Source organism: Sphingomonas sp. Sphisp66 (genome assembly GCF_047324325.1).
Taxonomy (GTDB): domain Bacteria; phylum Pseudomonadota; class Alphaproteobacteria; order Sphingomonadales; family Sphingomonadaceae; genus Sphingomonas.
The window spans coordinates 2,711,590-2,727,228 of record NZ_CP168508.1 but is presented as its reverse complement, the minus strand read 5'-3'; the positions used below and the strand labels follow the sequence as shown (position 1 = coordinate 2,727,228).

At 68.1% G+C, this 15,639-nt stretch carries 17 protein-coding genes; 10 read left to right on the top strand and 7 right to left on the bottom strand.

Annotated elements, in window-relative coordinates; all coding sequences use genetic code 11:
- Window positions 1–104 precede the first annotated feature (104 nt).
- Window positions 105–803, top strand: a complete 699-nt coding sequence (locus ACEN8G_RS12755; RefSeq protein WP_413415213.1) for a YoaK family protein — start codon at window positions 105–107, stop codon at window positions 801–803.
- 238 nt (window positions 804–1,041) lie between these two features.
- On the opposite strand, the gene ACEN8G_RS12750 is transcribed toward ACEN8G_RS12755, so the two are convergent.
- Window positions 1,042–1,971 (bottom strand): LysR family transcriptional regulator, encoded by a 930-nt coding sequence (locus ACEN8G_RS12750; protein WP_413740579.1) that lies wholly within the window; start codon window positions 1,969–1,971, stop codon window positions 1,042–1,044.
- A gap of 114 nt (window positions 1,972–2,085) precedes the next feature.
- Between ACEN8G_RS12750 and ACEN8G_RS12745 the strand changes: the two genes are divergently transcribed.
- Complete coding sequence (locus ACEN8G_RS12745) at window positions 2,086–2,784, top strand: pirin family protein (RefSeq protein WP_413419358.1); 699 nt, start codon at window positions 2,086–2,088, stop codon at window positions 2,782–2,784.
- 58 nt (window positions 2,785–2,842) lie between these two features.
- Here ACEN8G_RS12745 and ACEN8G_RS12740 read toward each other — a convergent pair whose 3' ends face one another.
- Both ACEN8G_RS12740 and ACEN8G_RS12735 read right to left on the bottom strand, forming a co-directional pair.
- Entirely contained in the window at window positions 2,843–3,463 is a 621-nt protein-coding gene (locus ACEN8G_RS12740) for a cysteine hydrolase family protein (protein WP_413414445.1), read from the bottom strand.
- A 13-nt stretch (window positions 3,464–3,476) separates the two neighbouring features.
- Window positions 3,477–4,004 carry a hypothetical protein gene (locus ACEN8G_RS12735; protein WP_413414444.1) on the bottom strand — a complete coding sequence of 176 codons (528 nt, stop codon included), beginning with the start codon at window positions 4,002–4,004 and terminating at the stop codon, window positions 3,477–3,479.
- A 163-nt stretch (window positions 4,005–4,167) separates the two neighbouring features.
- On the opposite strand from ACEN8G_RS12735, the gene ACEN8G_RS12730 reads away from it, so the two are divergent.
- Window positions 4,168–4,995 (top strand): enoyl-CoA hydratase/isomerase family protein, encoded by an 828-nt coding sequence (locus tag ACEN8G_RS12730; protein ID WP_413414443.1) that lies wholly within the window; start codon window positions 4,168–4,170, stop codon window positions 4,993–4,995.
- A gap of 39 nt (window positions 4,996–5,034) precedes the next feature.
- On the opposite strand, the gene ACEN8G_RS12725 is transcribed toward ACEN8G_RS12730, so the two are convergent.
- Window positions 5,035–6,063: an MBL fold metallo-hydrolase gene (locus tag ACEN8G_RS12725; RefSeq protein WP_413414442.1), complete on the bottom strand. Its 1,029-nt coding sequence runs from the start codon at window positions 6,061–6,063 to the stop codon at window positions 5,035–5,037.
- Window positions 6,064–6,339: 276 nt separating this feature from the next.
- Here ACEN8G_RS12725 and ACEN8G_RS12720 point away from each other — a divergent pair, with 276 nt between their 5' ends.
- The 3 genes from ACEN8G_RS12720 (at window position 6,340) to ACEN8G_RS12710 (ending at window position 8,678) form a co-directional block, all read left to right on the top strand.
- Window positions 6,340–6,873: an RNA polymerase sigma factor gene (locus ACEN8G_RS12720; protein WP_413414441.1), complete on the top strand. Its 534-nt coding sequence runs from the start codon at window positions 6,340–6,342 to the stop codon at window positions 6,871–6,873.
- On the top strand, window positions 6,863–7,873 hold the full coding sequence (locus ACEN8G_RS12715) for a FecR family protein (protein ID WP_413414440.1): 1,011 nt from the start codon (window positions 6,863–6,865) through the stop codon (window positions 7,871–7,873). Before ACEN8G_RS12720 ends, ACEN8G_RS12715 begins: the two co-directional genes overlap by 11 nt.
- A 67-nt stretch (window positions 7,874–7,940) precedes the next feature.
- Window positions 7,941–8,678 carry a response regulator transcription factor gene (locus ACEN8G_RS12710; RefSeq protein ID WP_413414439.1) on the top strand — a complete coding sequence of 246 codons (738 nt, stop codon included), beginning with the start codon at window positions 7,941–7,943 and terminating at the stop codon, window positions 8,676–8,678.
- On the opposite strand, the gene ACEN8G_RS12705 is transcribed toward ACEN8G_RS12710, so the two are convergent.
- From ACEN8G_RS12705 to ACEN8G_RS12695, 3 genes are all read right to left on the bottom strand, one after another.
- A complete protein-coding gene (locus ACEN8G_RS12705; RefSeq protein ID WP_413414438.1) occupies window positions 8,675–11,704 on the bottom strand; it encodes a TonB-dependent receptor domain-containing protein in 3,030 nt (1,009 codons plus the stop codon). The two genes, ACEN8G_RS12710 and ACEN8G_RS12705, sit on opposite strands and share 4 nt — an antisense overlap.
- 108 nt (window positions 11,705–11,812) lie before the next feature.
- Window positions 11,813–12,394: an NADPH-dependent FMN reductase gene (locus ACEN8G_RS12700; protein ID WP_413414437.1), complete on the bottom strand. Its 582-nt coding sequence runs from the start codon at window positions 12,392–12,394 to the stop codon at window positions 11,813–11,815.
- 19 nt (window positions 12,395–12,413) lie between these two features.
- Window positions 12,414–13,133 (bottom strand): hypothetical protein, encoded by a 720-nt coding sequence (locus tag ACEN8G_RS12695; RefSeq protein WP_413414436.1) that lies wholly within the window; start codon window positions 13,131–13,133, stop codon window positions 12,414–12,416.
- A 165-nt stretch (window positions 13,134–13,298) separates the two neighbouring features.
- Here ACEN8G_RS12695 and ACEN8G_RS12690 point away from each other — a divergent pair, with 165 nt between their 5' ends.
- From ACEN8G_RS12690 to ACEN8G_RS12675, 4 genes are read left to right on the top strand one after another with little or no spacing between them, the layout of a single operon-like run.
- Window positions 13,299–14,009, top strand: coding sequence for an SDR family NAD(P)-dependent oxidoreductase (locus ACEN8G_RS12690; RefSeq protein ID WP_413414435.1), 711 nt, complete (start codon window positions 13,299–13,301; stop codon window positions 14,007–14,009).
- A 14-nt stretch (window positions 14,010–14,023) separates the two neighbouring features.
- Window positions 14,024–14,257 (top strand): tautomerase family protein, encoded by a 234-nt coding sequence (locus tag ACEN8G_RS12685; RefSeq protein ID WP_413414434.1) that lies wholly within the window; start codon window positions 14,024–14,026, stop codon window positions 14,255–14,257.
- Between the two features lie 9 nt (window positions 14,258–14,266).
- The gene (locus ACEN8G_RS12680; protein WP_413414433.1) at window positions 14,267–15,148 is read left to right on the top strand and encodes an alpha/beta fold hydrolase; all 882 of its coding nucleotides are present in this window, start codon (window positions 14,267–14,269) and stop codon (window positions 15,146–15,148) included.
- On the top strand, window positions 15,145–15,597 hold the full coding sequence (locus ACEN8G_RS12675; RefSeq protein WP_413414432.1) for a DUF3237 domain-containing protein: 453 nt from the start codon (window positions 15,145–15,147) through the stop codon (window positions 15,595–15,597). Before ACEN8G_RS12680 ends, ACEN8G_RS12675 begins: the two co-directional genes overlap by 4 nt.
- Window positions 15,598–15,639: the final 42 nt, after the last annotated feature.

Here is a 15,639-nt window from a genome sequence, read left to right as displayed (position 1 = left end):
CCGGGGCCCAGGGTCACAAGCGACCCGGCAGAGAAACCCTGGGCCCCGGCTTTCGCCGGGGAACAGCCAGATCAAAGAGCCAGATCAAAAAGGGAGACCCCACCATGTCCGCCGCCAAATCCTCCTCGCCGCTGCCCTGGCTGTTGCTGCTTCTCTCGGTCACTACCGGCCTTGTCGATGCGATCAGCGTGCTCGGGCTCGGCAAGGTGTTCACCGCCAACATGACCGGGAACATCGTGTTCCTCGGCTTTGCCGCCGCCGGCACTCCGGGCTTCCGCGTCGCGCCGTTCGTCGCGGCGATCGCCGCCTTCCTGTTCGGCGCGCTGATCGCCGGACGGATCGGCAAGCATCATGCGGGCCGGCCGCTCCACCATTGGCTGATCGTCGCGGCACTGGTCGAGGCGGCGTTGCTGTGGATCGCCGCGGGCGTCTCGATCGGCTTCGACATCCCCAGCCAGTCGCCCACCGCCAGCGTGTTCGCGATCATCGGGCTCACCGGCGTCGCGATGGGCTTCCGCAACGCGACGATCCGCCAGCTCAAGGTGCCCGACCTCACCACCACGGTGCTGACGCTGACGCTCACCGGCCTCGCCGCGGACTCGCACTTCGCCGGGGGCAGCAACCCCAACTGGGCGCGGCGCATCGGCGGCGTCGTCGCGATCTTCCTCGGCGCGGCGCTGGGCGCGCTGCTGGTCAACCGCTACGGGCTCACGCCGCCGCTGGTCCTTGCCGGTGCGCTGGTGCTGGTCGGCACCGCGGCCTGCGCGCTCCACCCGGCGGCACGGGAGCCGCTCGCGGGCTAGGCCCTTGCAATGTAGGATTTGGCCTGTTTCGCTGGAGCAGCCGGTCGCAGGGCCGGCTGCTCTTTCACTTTGTTGGAAAGATTGGATCCGGCGCGCGCAAGCATGTTGCGCGGTGGGCCGGACAGGCACCGCCGCTAGTGCGAACTTAGTGAACTTCCGCCGTCCCGAAGCCAGGTTTGGCGTGTACTTCCTGTCCTTTGCCGAGTCGGTTCGATGCGCGCTGTTGGAACGGTCGGCCTTAGACGTCACCCATCCCGTCCAGCTCGGCATCCCCGGCGCCGAGCTGGACGAACTGGTCGAGCAGCCACGACGCCGCCGGCCCCGGTGGCGTGTCGCGCCGCCAGATGCCCGAGAAGCGATAGGTGCCGCCGACATGGTCGGGCATCGCCAGCCGCACCAGCGTGCCCGCCACCAGGTCCGGCTCGATCATCGGCAGCGGCATGTTGCCCCAGCCGATCCCTTCGCGCAGCAGCGCGTGCTTCGCGCCCAGATCGGCGAGCCGCCAGGTCTTCGGACTCGAGACCGAGAAGTCCTGCCCCTCGGTGAAGCGCGAGCGGTCGGTCAGCACCAGCTGGGTGTATTCGCGCCCGGCGCCCGGATGGATCACCTCCATCCGGCCGAGCGGATGATCGGGCGCCGCCACCGGCACCATCGGCACCGATCCCGCGACCATGCTCTCGATCCCCTCGACACCCGAGGAGAGCGGCCCCGAGATGCCGATCACCGCTTCCTGATCGAGCACCATCGCGGTCACCGCGCCCAGCGCCTCGACATGCAGGCGCAGCTGCACCGTCGGATATTCGCGGGCAAAGGCGCGCAGCACCTTGCCCAGCCGCTCGGCCGGCAGCATCACGTCCACCGCCAGGCTGATCTCCGCCTCCAGCCCGTCGAGCAGCCCCTTCACCTTGGCGCGCAGCCCGTCCATCCCGTCCGAGATGCTCCGCGCCTCGGCAAGCAGCGCACGGCCGGCGACGGTGAGCTGCGGCTTGCGCGTGCCCTCGCGGTCGAACAGCGTGATGCCGAGCTGCGCCTCGAGATTGGCGATGCCGTAGCTGATCACCGAAACTGCCCGGTTGAGCTTGCGCCCGGCACCCGCGAAGCTGCCGGTGTCGACGATGGTCAGGAAGATGCGCAGCTGGTCGTAGGTCGGCGTGCCCGGCGTGTTCACTATTCAACTTCCTAGAACGTTTCGACGGATTTTATCCCTCTGATCTGGCAAGCGGGCAAGCCCTAAATCCAGTCTCACAAGGGGCGGCCGGCGCTGCCCCACAGGAGATACAAGATGATCGAACTTCGCCCTTATGACAGCCTCGGCGGCGCCAATCATGGCTGGCTGGACGCCAAGCATCACTTCTCGTTCGCCGGCTATCATGACCCCGCCCGCATGCACTGGGGCAATTTGCGCGTCTGGAACGACGACACGATCGCGCCGCAGACCGGCTTCCCGCCGCACCCGCACCGCGACATGGAGATCATCACCTATGTCCGCGAAGGCGCGATCACCCACCAGGACAATCTGGGCAACAAGGGCCGCACCGAAGCGGGCGACGTCCAGGTGATGAGCGCCGGCACCGGCATTCGCCACTCGGAGTACAACCTCGAGGACGTCACCACCCGAATCTTCCAGATCTGGATCGTGCCGACCCGCGACGGCGGGGCTCCCAGCTGGGGCGCCAAGCCCTTCCCCAAGGGCGATCGCTCGGGCCATTTCGTCACGTTGGCGTCGGGGTACGAGAACGACAATGACGCGCTGCCGATCCGCACCGATGCGCGGGTCATCGGCGCCACGCTCAAGGCCGGCGAGACCGCCGAATATGCGCTGGGCGCGGACCGCAAGGCCTATCTCGTCCCCGCCACCGGCGCGATCGAGATCGACGGCATCCGGGTCAATGCCCGGGACGGCGCGGCGATCAGCGACCTCGCCGTACTCAAGGTCACCGCGATCGAGGACAGCGAGATCGTGATGGTCGACGCGGCCTGAACCGGAAGCGCGGGGCGTCCCCCCCGCCGCGCGCTTTTGTCTGAAAGGGGGCTACCCGCTACCGCGACAGCGCTTCGAGCAACTCCGCCGTGCTCAGGATCGCATGGGCATAGGTTGGCCCGTTCAGCGCATGAGCGGCGTGCATCATCTCCTCGGAGAAGGCAGCCGTGGCATCGCGGACCAGGGTGACGTGATAGCCGATCTCCATGGCGTAGCGGCCGGTCGATTCGATGCAGGTATTGGCGAGCAGGCCGATCAGGATGACATGGCTGATGCCGTGCTGGCGCAGCTGCTGGTCGAGATCGGTGTTGGCGAAGCCGCTCTGCGCCCAATGCTCCTTGGCGATGACGTCGCCCGGCTGGGGAACGAAGTCCGGGTGCCAGTCGCCACCCCATTCGCCGCGGGCGAAGCTGTGGCGGTGCATGATCGCGCGCTGGGTGGGATTGGGGTGCGCCCAATCCTCGTAATCGCCCGGCTCCCAGCGGCGATGCGGGGCGTAGAAGACCCGCATGCCGGCGCCACGCACCGTGTCGGCGATCGCCTTGAGGTTGGCGATCAGGCCGTTCGCTTCGGCAATCGCCTGTACGCGCGGCCAGACCTTCCCGCCTTCGGACAGGAAGTCGTTATAGGGATCGACCAGCACCAGTCCGGTTGCGCCCCTGGGATAATCGGGAGTCATGCGATCGCTCCCTTCAGGCGGTGCGGCGCGCGAAGCGCTCGATGCTGGCGGCGAACAGAGGGGTCTCGCCCTGGTTGTGGGCGATCGACATGGGCTGGCGTTGCGCCCTGAACACCTCGAACGGGATGCCCTGCTTGTCGAGCAGCGTCAGCATCGCGTCGGTGGCGCGCGAGCGGACATGGTTGGTGAACTCGCAGCGGCCGCTGTCGATCGCCTTCACGCTGAGCTCCCAATGGACATGGATGGTCGTGCGGCCGTTCGGGGTGAACACGTCGGAGACGGATTCGAGAATCAGGTGATCCTTCTCGGCGAGCGTCTCGACATAATGCTGGACCATCAGGCTGCCGCCGATGATCTCGACATTGATCGACATGCGGGTGCCGTCGGGCGCGGTGGTGAAGCCGGCGGCGACATGGGCGGGCGAGCAGCCCTGATATTCGGCGTCGGGCAGGGTGAAGGCCCAGGTCGGCAGGTCGATCTTCTCAAACGGCGCGTTGACGATTGCGGAGAAGCTCGAGCTCACGATCTCATTGTCGGTCATGGAAGATGCTCCGGTTGGGGGTGGCCGGGGCAAGGTCGGCCCGGAGCGGCGCCGGAGCTATTGGACGATGGTCTCACGACACCATGGTGCAATGGCGACTGGCAGGCGGCTCTGGCTTGAAGGCGGCTCCCGCACCCTTGCGGGTGCTTCGAGGAGCCATGTCATGCCAAAGCAGATCCAGCTGCAGCGCCCGGCGCCCGGGCTCTGGCGCGCGACCTTCGACCATCCGCCGATCAACCTGATCGATCCCGACACGATCGGGGAACTGGCCGAGTTGATCGGCGCGCTCGAGACCGATCCCGAGGTGCGGGTGATCGTGTTCGACAGCGCGGACACCGACTTCTTCCTCGCCCATTACGACGTGCTGGCCGACAAGGCGCGGACCGCTGCGATGGCGCCAGGGCCGACGGGGATGCACCCCTGGCTCGACGTGCTGGTGCGCATCGCCCGGGCACCGGTTGCGTCCATCGCGATGATCCGGGGCCGGGCGCGAGGCGCAGGCAGCGAGTTCGCGCTGGCCTGCGACATGCGCTTCGCCAGTGCCGAGAAGGCGATCCTCGGCCAGTTCGAGATGGGCGTGGGCGTGGTGCCGGGCGGCAATCCGATGGCGCGGCTGGCCGGGTTGATGGGGCGGGGCCGCGCACTGGAAGTGGTGCTGGGCGCGGACGATTTCCCCGGGCTGCTCGCCGAACGCTATGGCTATGTGAACCGGGCACTGCCCGATGCCGAGCTGGATGCCTTCGTCGATCGCTTCGCCCGCCGGCTCGCGGGGTTCGACAAGCAGGCGATCGCTTCGGCCAAGAAGCTGGTGGACGCGGTGTCGCTGCCCGAGGACGCAGTGTTTCCGCAATCGCTCGCCGCCTATTTCGAGACGGTGCAGCGGCCGGCGGCGCGGGAGCGTTCGGCGGCGCTGGTGCGGGCGGGGCTGCAGACGCGCTCGCCGGTCGAGATGGAACTGGGGAAATATGTCGCGCTCGATCCGGGCGCATGACGGTTAGGGCCCGCTCTTCGCGAGCGGGCCCTAACCGGATCAGTCGATGCGCAGGCTCTGCTCCATCGCGTAGCATTGGTCCCAGATGAACGCGTCATAGCCGCCCAGCCGGTCGCGCCATTTCGGTTCGAGCGTGTTCATGCACTGGACGACGACACGGTCGATATAATTGTCGAATATCGCCCAGGGATTGGCCTTGTCGGCACTGTCCAGCTCTTCGCCGGGCCTGGTGGTCTTGAGCGCGGTGGCCGCGGCGGCCTTGAGGTCGTTCATGAACTCGAGCTGCTGGCGGACGTCCGCCTTGGTGCCCCAGCGCTCGACATGGCCGCCGACCAGCTTGCCGAAGTCCAGCCCATCGATCTCCTGCATGATCCGGAACAGGCCGGTGATGTCCTGCGCCAGCGCCAGGCGGCGCCAGGGCATCCAGCCGGGGAAGACGGTGTCGATCACCATCAGCACCCTGGCGCTCGGTACGTGGATCAGGATGTTGCCCGGCGAATGGCCATAGCCGGGATAGCTGAGCTGGATCGTCTTGCTGCCTGCCTTGAGCGTGTAACGGTCCTTGAAGGTGAGCGTGGGCAGCGGGCGGTTGGGATCGTGCGCCTCGACAAGCAGGCGTTTCGTCTCCTCCTGCGCGATGATCACGGGGACCTTGCCGAGCGCGAGGGTGCCGCCGATGTGATCGGCATGCGAATGGCTGTAGATCAGATGGGTGACCGGCTTGTCGGTCACCTCGCGGATCGCGGCGAGGAGGTGCGCGGCATAGGAGGGTGGCGCGTCGACCACGACTACGCCGGTTTCGTACACCACGAACATCGAGTTGTAGCCATTGTCGGTTACCATGTACGCACCGCCGCCGAGATCCTCGGTGCGGTAACCCCTGGCCGGATCGACCGGCGGGCCCTTGGCGGCGTCGAGCACGGGCAGATAGCGATCGGTGCGCACACCGATCGGGGCGAGATGGTTCATGTTCGCATAGGGCGTGCCGGGCTCGCCGGCCTGCTGGGCCCGGGCGGCGGCGAGAGGGGCGAGCGCGAGCAGCGCCGCGGTCAGGGGCAGGCGGGTCATCCGAGGATCTCCTTAGCTAGGGTACGACTGCGTTGACGGTCAGGAGCGAAGACATGCGAGCGCACGCCGGAGGACGCGCATCTCTCCGGCCGGCGATTGCGGATGTCCTGCCGATGTCCCGGATAGTGCGCGCCGCGGGCCGGGCCGGGCTATTGGACGATGGTGCCGATTGGACCTTGGTATCGGGTTTCGGGCCGGCCCGTTGATCTTCGGCGCGGCGCGATATTAGCTGCGGCTATTGGCGACCCTAAGGTGATTGTGAGACAATGCTCCGGAATGGGGAGAAAGCCGCAGGATCAGACCAGCCGCGAGACGCTGGCCCGGGAAGCCGGGCCGGTGCGCCGCTGGCTGACCGGCTATTTCCGGCGCCGCGTCCGCGACGATGACGAGGTAGAGGACCTGGTGCAGGACGTCTTCACCCGGATCGTGGCGCGCGACAGCGAGGAGTCGGTCGGCCATCTCGGCGGCTATGTCCTGCGCACCGCGGCGAGCGTGCTGGCCGACCGCGCGCGGCGCCGCGCGGTGCGGCGGAGCGACCTGCACGTGGTGCTCGATAGCGATCGCATGGGCGACGACGAACTCGATCCCGAACGCGTGCTGAGCGGCAGGGAAGACCTCCACGCCGTCACCGCGGCCTTGCTCTCGCTGCCCGAGAGGACCCGCACCGTGTTCGTGCTGCGCAGGCTCGAGGGACAGCGCCATGCCGAGATCGCCCGGCATCTCGGCATCTCGATCAGCGCAGTGGAGAAGCACATGGTCCGCGCGATGCGGCACCTGAGCGCGGAGATGGAGAAGCGCGATGGTGCATGAGGCGCTGACCCTGGCACGGCTCCAGGCCATGCCGCTGGACGAGGCCGCCGCACTGCTCGCGGTGCGCCGGGCCGAGGGGCTGACAGCGCAGGAGGAGGGGCTGCTGGCCGACTGGCTGGCGGCGGATCCGGCGCACGCCCGCGCCTTCGGACTGGCCGAGCGTGGCTGGGATGCGTTCGACGCGAGCGCCGACGACGAGATCCTCGCAGCGATGCGCGCGCATGCGCTGGCGCCCCGGCGGCGGAGCTGGCTCGGCTGGCCGCAGCTCGCGGCGGTGGCGGCTGCGATGTTCCTGCTGGTCACGGCGGGCCTGTGGTGGATGCCGTCCTTCCTGCCGGGCGGAAGCGGGCCGGCGGTGCAGGAGATAGCCTGGACGCGCTACGCGGCGCCGGACCGGCAGGTGCGCGACGTCACCCTGGCCGATGGCAGCGTGATGACGCTCGATGCGGGCAGCGTCGCCGAGGCGCGCTTCTCGGGCGATGGCCGCGCGATCCGGCTGGTGCGCGGGCGGGCGCTGTTCGAGGTCGCCCATGATCCCTCGCGCCCCTTCAGCGTGATGGCCGCCAGCCGCCGCGTGGTGGCGCTCGGCACGCGCTTCGTCGTCGATCTGGACGACGACATGCTCAAGGTGATGCTGATCCGCGGCAAGGTCGCGGTCGAGCCGATGGGCAAGGGCGATGCCGTGACGCTGATGCCAGGCCAGCGCTTCACCGAACGTGACGGCGCGGTTTCGGTCGCGATGGTGCCGGCGCCGGTGGAGACGCCAGCCTGGAGCCAGGGGCTCGTCGATCTCAACGACGTGCCCCTCGGCCAGGCGGTGGCGGAGATCAACCGCAATGCGGCCGTGCGCGTCGTCATCCGCGATCCCGCTGTCGCGGCGCTGCGGGTCTCGGGCCAGTTCCGCGCGGGTGAGCCGGAGCGCTTCGCCCGCACCGTCGCCGAGCTGCACGGGCTGCGGGTGATCCGCCGCGTCGGCGAAATCGAGCTCGCGCGAAAATAATTTTCGGATCGAGATGTGGGTTTCCGATTTCGCTGCGTCTTTGGCGGGAATTTCGGAGGGCACCCCAATGACCGCCACGCTCGCTTCGTACGACAGCTGCCGCTTCGAGCGGCCGCTCTTCCTGGGCAGCGCCGGCATCCCGCTGGCACGGGTGCGGCCGAACCCCGCCGCGCAGGACCCGCATGCGATCGCGCATATCGTGCACCACGACAGCGCTGCCGCCACGCGGCTGGCCGAGCTGTGCCGCTCCACGGGGATCGAGGCGTGCATCCATGCCAGCGTCCACGCCTTTGCCGAGGCGGCGCTGCCCGACGCGCCGGCCTGCCTGCTCATCCATGTCCGCCATTTGCCCTCGACCGAGCTCGAGTTGCTGGCCCGCCGCGTGCTGCCCGAGGCGCTGCCGCCGGTGATCGTCGCTGCCGAGCGCGCCGATGTGCGCACTGCGGTGCTGGCGATGAAGGCCGGCGCGATCGAGTTCTTCGACGTGCCGCCGCGCGACCAGGACCTGCTCGACGTGATCGCCATTGCGATCGCGATGGACCGGGCGCGGCGGCGGCTGGCGGTGGACTGCACCGCGCTGCGCGCCGCGCATGCCCGGCTCACCGAGCGCGAGCGCCAGGTGATGGCGCTCGTCACCCAGGGCCTGCTCAACAAGCAGGTCGCCGGCGAGCTGGGGATCAGCGAGATCACGGTGAAGGCGCATCGCGGCGCGGTGATGCGCAAGATGGGCGTCCGCACGCTCGCCGACCTGGTGCGGATGGCGGATGCGCTCGCCTATCTCTCCGGCGACGGCGAGGCGCTCTAGAAGTTCGCGTTGAGCCCGATCTCGACCCGGCGCCGGCGCGGATCGCCATAGGGGCTGTAATTCTGCACGTTGCCGTAGAAGGCGTTCACTGCGTCATAGGGCGGCCGGCGGTCGAAGAGGTTGACGATGCCCAGGTCGACGCTGAACGCATTTTCCTTGCCCAGCCCGGGCAGGCTGAAGCGCCGGCTGGCATAGATATCCACATACGTCTGCGCCGGTACATAGCGTGATCCCTGCAGGCGCACCGTGCCGGTGGCGCAGCATTCCAGTTTTTGCGATGGGGCGACCTGGTAGCGGCTGAAATACTGTAGGTTCGCGCCGATCAACGAGCGGCCGATCGTCCACTCCGCCCCGCCATTGGCGCGCCGGCGCAGCGGGCCGCCGCGATAGCCCACGAGATTCTCGGGCGTGTCGAACGGTTCGGTCCGCGTGTTGCGCATCTGCCAGGTGCCATTCGCATAGCCGCGCAGCGTTCCGCCCGCCAAAGGCAGGATCCAGTCGAATTTGACGTCGATCGATTCCACGTCGAGCGTGCCCGCGTTCATCACCCGGGAATCGACCATGGTGATCAGGCCGCCGGTATAGCCGAGCGCCCGGTCGGCATCGGTGAGGGGCAGCCGGGTGACGCGCTCGGGCCAGGCGTCTTCGTGTGCCAGGATGACCGATTCGTACAGCTCGACCAGGTCGCCGGTCCTGCGGATGCGCGAATAGTCGAACGACAGGCGCGGACCGCGCTCGGCGGCGGGATTGAGGACCATGCCGAGCGCCCATGTGTTGGCCCGGATCGCCTTCAGGTCGGGATTGCCCGACAACCGGGCCAGATAGTCGCCATTGTCGCTGAGGTCCCAGCGGTTGCCCCGCTTGGGATCGGCGAGGCTGTAGCGGCCTGAAGTATAGGAAAACTCGATGAGGTAATCGAGCGGCGGCGGTTGCTGTCCGTTCGCATAGCTGCCGCGCAGCATCAGCCAGGGGAAGGGAAGGACCTTCGCACCGGCAGTGAAGGCAAGCGCGCGGAACCGGGCACGCCGGCGCTCCGAATCCGGTTCGTCGGGTTCGATCGAGAAGCGGAAGCGCTGATCGTCATAGCGGGCGGCGAGTTGCAGCTCGAGGCCCTTGAGCAGCGGTATCGGCGCGTCCGCGGCGATCAGGGGGGCTTTGATTTCCCCGTGGAGCGAGCGCGTGACGCTCGTCCGGGAAGCATAGTCGGAATAGAGCGGTTCCGGGCCATAGAGGTCGGCCAAATACTCGATGCTGAATCCGGGGACGTCTTCGATCCGGTTCTGGAGGAGAAGCGTGAGAGTGGTGGGGCCGGCGGCGGTGCGCCAGACCGGGCCGGCGAGCCGCAGCGACTGTTCGCGATAGCGGCTGTGCGACCGCTGCTCCGCGGCCGAGCTGAGCGTAAGCTTGGCAAGATCGCGTTGCAGCGCGTCCCAGTCGCCAAAGGGATTGAAGCTGCTGTCGTCCACGATCCCGAGATAGGGGAAATAGCCCTTCGTCCCGCCCTTCGACCGGTAGCGGACAGCGCCGAACGTGGCTTCGGCAGTTGCACTCCAGCGGCGGGGCAGGGGCACGATCAGGCCGGCCGTGTAGCGATCGCTCGCCAGGTTGATTCGGTATCGCTGCGGCGCGGCCGGCCCCGGGAAGGTCAGCGCGATATAATTGTCGAAGGGGTTGTACGGTGAAGCCGGTGAGAACATCACCTGCCCATCGGAGGTCTGGCCGTCGAACCGCCCCTCATTGCGCAGCAGCAGCACGTCGAAATAGGCCTCTATCCCGCTGCCGAACCGATGGCGCAGGTTGAACATCGCCGAGCTGGTGGTGGGCGTGGATCCCTGATCGCTGGCGTTGCGCTCATCGGACAAGCTGAGATCGGTCTTGCCCGATGCCCGGGTGAGCGCTGCGACCATGTCCGCGCTGCTCCCCGAGAAGCCCCGGGGCAGATAGGTATGGTTGGCGATGGTGGCGCCGCCATATTCCGGCTTGAAGGTCAGGGGCTCTTCGCTGAACAGCCGGAACACGTTGATCGAATTGCTGAAAAGACGGGTGCCTGACCCTGAGAATTCCCCAGGCAGCATCGTATCGACGAACTTGCGGGCCGCCAGGGCATAGTTGCGCTGGCCCTCGAGTAGCGCCTCTTCCCAGCGATGCGCGACGTAGATGCTGACACTGGTGTCGCCATCGTCCGGCGAGAAGGCGAAACCGCCCTCCAGGTTGACTCGGCGGGCATCGCCCCGGGTGCTGATCCCGGTGGTGCCATGGAGCTCGAGGCCGTGCAGGTCCCGCCGCAGCACGACGTTGACCACACCGCCCAGCGCGCCAAAGCCGTAGATGCCGCCGGCCGTGCCGGTAAGCGTCTCGATGCGTTCGATCGCGTGGAAGGGAATGGAATTCAGGTCGGGCTGAGTGAAGCCCATCGAGCTTGCCGGAATGCCAGGCAGGCGGCGGCCATCTACCAGGATCAGCGTCTGATCGGTGCCCAGGCCGCGAAGGTCGATCTGGGAGTTGGTCCCGCCGGTCTGTCCGTAGCTGCTCGGGAACATCTGCGTGTTGGCGCTGACCCGGCTGCGAAAATATTGCTCGAGATCGTTGCGGTGCGCGTTGACGATCTGGGGACGCGTCGAGACCTGATAGGGCTGGACGTCGTTCTCGCGCCGGCGGATGTCGAGATTCTGGGTCTTGCGGCCGACCACCAGGATCTCGGGCTCGGCAAGCTCCTCGGGCGGCGCGGCTTCGGGCAGGGGGCGGCGCTCGACGACCCAGGCACCAGTGGAGGCACGGCGGTGGACGAGGTCGGTCTGGCCGAGCAGCGAGCGCAGCGCCGTGTCGATCGTCATCCGGCCCTTGAGCCGCGGTGCACGCATGCCGCGCAGCATGGCGCGATCGAACAGCAGCTCGATCCCGGTCTGGCGGGCGAGATCCTGCAGCGCGCCGTCGAGCGGGCCGCTGAGGATGTCGACCGGAAAGGCATAGCCTTCCCCGCGCGCCGGTGCGGACGCTTCGAGACCGGGCGATGTTAACGCAAACACGGATAACGTGACGGATGCCAGCATGCCCGATCCCCAAGAGCAGCGGTCTCATCCGGCACATAGTGTAGAGAAGGGGTTTTAGTCCATATCGGAGCAAATCAACATGGATCAGGCTGTCTCTGCCCGGGCGCGGGAGAGGGCGGTTGCCCACCAGTGCAGCTCGTCGAGCATCGTCGCGGCATTGGGCGCGAGATAGGGCAGCTCGGCGAGCGGCTTGCCTTGCTGCCAGGCCGCGAGGAAGTCGGCACCCTGCAGGTGCACGCCGTTGCGGGTAGGCGCCATCTGGAGCTCGACGCAGATCAGCCGCAACTGCTCCACCGCCCGCGCGCCGCCGACGCTGCCATAGCCGAGAAAGGCGGCCGGCTTCCGGTTCCATTCGGGATAGGCATAGTCGAGCGCGTTCTTGAGCACCGCGGGGATGCTCCGGTTATATTCGGCGGTGACGAAGATATAGCCGTCATACCCGGCGACCTTGCGCTGCCAGGCCTGGGCGATTTCGTCCTGCGAGGGCACCCAGGCGTTGGAGGCGGCCTCGTCGAAGAAGGGCATCGGATAGTCGCGCAGGTCGAGCAGCTCGACATTCATGTCGCCGCGCGCCGCAGCATGATCGAGGAGCCAGCGAGCCGGGATATCGGCGAAGCGGGTGGCGCGGGTGGTGCTCAGGATGATGGCGATGCGGGGCTGGGTCATCGGGCTGGCTCCTAGACGGTCAGGCGAGGGCGAAGTCGGACAGGTCGATCGAGACCATGACCGGGTCGAGAAGCGGCGCGCCGTTATCGCCGCGGCGATAGGCACGGCGGCGGGTGGGGAAGCGGAAGCCGGAAACCTCGACGAAATCCGAGACGAGGTGCGCCCCTGCGAAGCCGCCGGCGACATCGACATGATAGTCGTGGCGGGCGAGCAGGCCGTCGGGGCCGAAATAGAAGTCCTGCTGCGTACTGTGCGAGGCGATCCGCGTGGGGAAGGTGGCGCGCAGCCCGCGCCAAGTCTCGCCGCCGGCCTCGATCGGGGCGATGTCCTCGATCCCGACATCGGGTTCGGCGAGCAGGAAGGGCGTGGTGAGATAGGTCCACAGCGCATAGCCGTTGAAATAGGCGCGGTGGAGCGGGTCCCAGGGCGTGTCGATCGCATGGCCGGCAAAGGCGGCGCGGGGATCGGTGCGCTCGGCAACCACCCGGTCGCTGCTGTCGCAGATCGCGATCCGGTCGGGGCGGAACACGCTGCGCCAGTCCGGGGCGCCGAAGGGGGCGAGGGTCGCCCATTCATGGTCGAGCGTCACGGTGATCCGGCGCGGATCGCTGTCCTGGACCAGCCCCTTCATCCCCCAGAAGGCGCCACCGGTGACGATCGTGGCGGACAGGGTCTGATAGCGGCGCCAGCGCTCGAGGCCGCCATGCGCGGCAAGGGCTTCGGTGAGGAGACTATGCATCGATCGGGTTCCTGGGGGCGGCGGAAAGCGTTCCGGCGCACCCCCGATCTGCAGCTCGACCCCGCCGGATTCCATTGGACCATGGTATTGGCGACACCATCGGACAATGGCGGGTGAACCGACCCCGCCGATATCCGGAGGACCTTCCACAGATGAGGTCTTCCCATGGAGCATGAGCAGAAAGTCGCCATCGTCACCGGCGCGTCGCAGGGCATCGGGGCGGGGCTGGTCGCCGCCTTTCTGGCGCGCGGCTACCGGGTCGTCGCCACCTCGCGCACGATCCGGCCCTCCGACGATCCCGCGCTGCTGAGCGTGGCGGGCGACATCGGCGATCCGGAGACCGGGCCGCGCGTGGTCGCCGAGGCGCTGGCGCGGTTCGGGCGGGTGGACACGCTGGTCAACAATGCCGGCATCTTCGTCGCGAAGCCGTTCATCGACTATACGCCGGAAGACTATGCCCGGGTGGTCGCGACCAACCTGACCGGCTTCCACTTCACTACCCAGGCGGCGGTCGCGGCGATGGCGAAGCGGGGCGGCGGGCATGTCGTCAGCATCACCACCAGCCTGGTTCGCGCGCCGAGCTCCAGGGTGCCCTCGGTGCTCGCTTCGCTGAGCAAGGGCGGGATCGACGCGGCGACGCGCAGCCTGGCGATCGAATATGCCAAGCGCGGCATCCGGGTGAACGCGGTCTCGCCGGGCGTGATCCGCACCCCGATGCACGCGCCGGAGACGCACGACGCGCTCGCCGCGCTGCATCCGGTCGGGCGGATGGGCGACATCGCCGACATCATCGGCGCGGTGCTCTATCTGGAGGATGCCGGCTTCGTCACCGGCGAAACCCTCCATGTCGATGGCGGCCAGGCGGCCGGGGCCTGAGGGGGAGTAGCGCGATGCCGATCGTGACCGTGCAACTTACCCGCGAAGGCTCCACGCCGGACACGGACCGCCTGACGCCCAAGGAGAAGGCGGCCATCCACAAGGGGATGAGCCAGGTGCTGCTCGACGTGCTGGGCAAGCCGCTCGAATGGACCTGGGTGGTGATCGAGGAAGTCGATGTCGAGAATTGGGGCTGGGGCGGGCTGCCCGTGCTCGAATATCGCGCGAAACTGGCAGGGAAGGGCTAGGGCGCGGGCATGACTCCGCCCTTCCGCCCGGCCGGCACCGCCTATCGCTTCGCCACGGTGGCGGGGCTGCGGCTCTTCTACCGCGAGGCCGGGCCGCCGGACGCGCCGGTGATCCTGATGCTTCACGGCTATCCATCCTCCTCGCGGATGTGGGCGCGGCTGATCCCGCTGCTTGCCGACCGCTACCGGCTGATCGCGCCCGACTATCCAGGCTTCGGGCACAGCGACGCGCCGTCGCCCGACGCGTTCGCCTATACCTTCGACCGGCTCGCCGAGCTGGTCGAGGGGCTGGCCGATGCGCTGGGAATCAGGCGCTACGCGCTGCTCCAGCAGGATTATGGCGGGCCGATCGGCATGCGGCTGGCGCTGCGGCGGCCAGAACGGGTGCGCGCGATCCTCATCCAGAACGCCGTGGCGCATGACGAGGGGCTCGGGCCGCTCTGGGAATCCCGCCGGGCCTATTGGCGCGATCGGGTGGCGCATGAGGAAGTGGTGATCGGCGCCTTCACCTCGCTCGAGGGCGCGCGGCAGCGGCATCTCGGCACCAGCCCGTCGCCCGAGCGCTATGATCCCGACAGCTGGACCGATGAGGCGGCGTTCCTCGCCCGGCCGGGGCAGCGGCGGACCCAGGCGGGCCTGTTCTACGATTATCGCACCAATGTCGCGTCCTACCCGGCATGGCAGGCCTGGCTGCGTGCGCACCGGCCGCCGCTGCTCGTGCTGTGGGGACGCTATGACCCGTCCTTCGCGGTTGCAGGTGCCTATGCCTATCTGCGCGACGTGCCCGATGCGGAGGTGCATATCCTCGACGCGGGCCATTTCGCGCTCGACGAGAAGCTCGAAGACTGCGCGGTGCTGATCCGCGAATTCCTGGCACGGAGGCTGAGATGATCCGCACGCGACCCCTGTTCACGCTCGAGGTGGCGGTGGACGGACTCCATCTCGCCGGTGGCCCGCCGGGCGCCGAGCGGCGGATCGGCGATCTGCCCTCGGGGCGCTTCGCCGGCGATCGGCTATCCGGGGTGGTGCTGCCGGGCGGGACCGACTGGCAGACCCTGCGCGGCGATGGCGCGGTGCTGCTCGATGCGCGGGTGGTGCTGCAGACCGACGACGATGCGCTGATCGCGATGACCTATGCCGGCATCCGCCACGGCCCGGCCGAAGTGCTCGCTGCGATCGCGCGGGGCGAGGAAGTCGATCCGGACTCCTATTATTTCCGCATCACCGCCAGCTTCGCGACCTCGGCACCACGCTACGAATGGCTGAACCGCGTTATCGCCGTGGGAACCGGCCATCGCCGCGCGGCCGGGCCGGTCTATGAGGTGTTCGAAATCGTCTAGGCCTTCTCCCTCTCCCCATCCGGAGAGGGCGGGAGCGCCTCT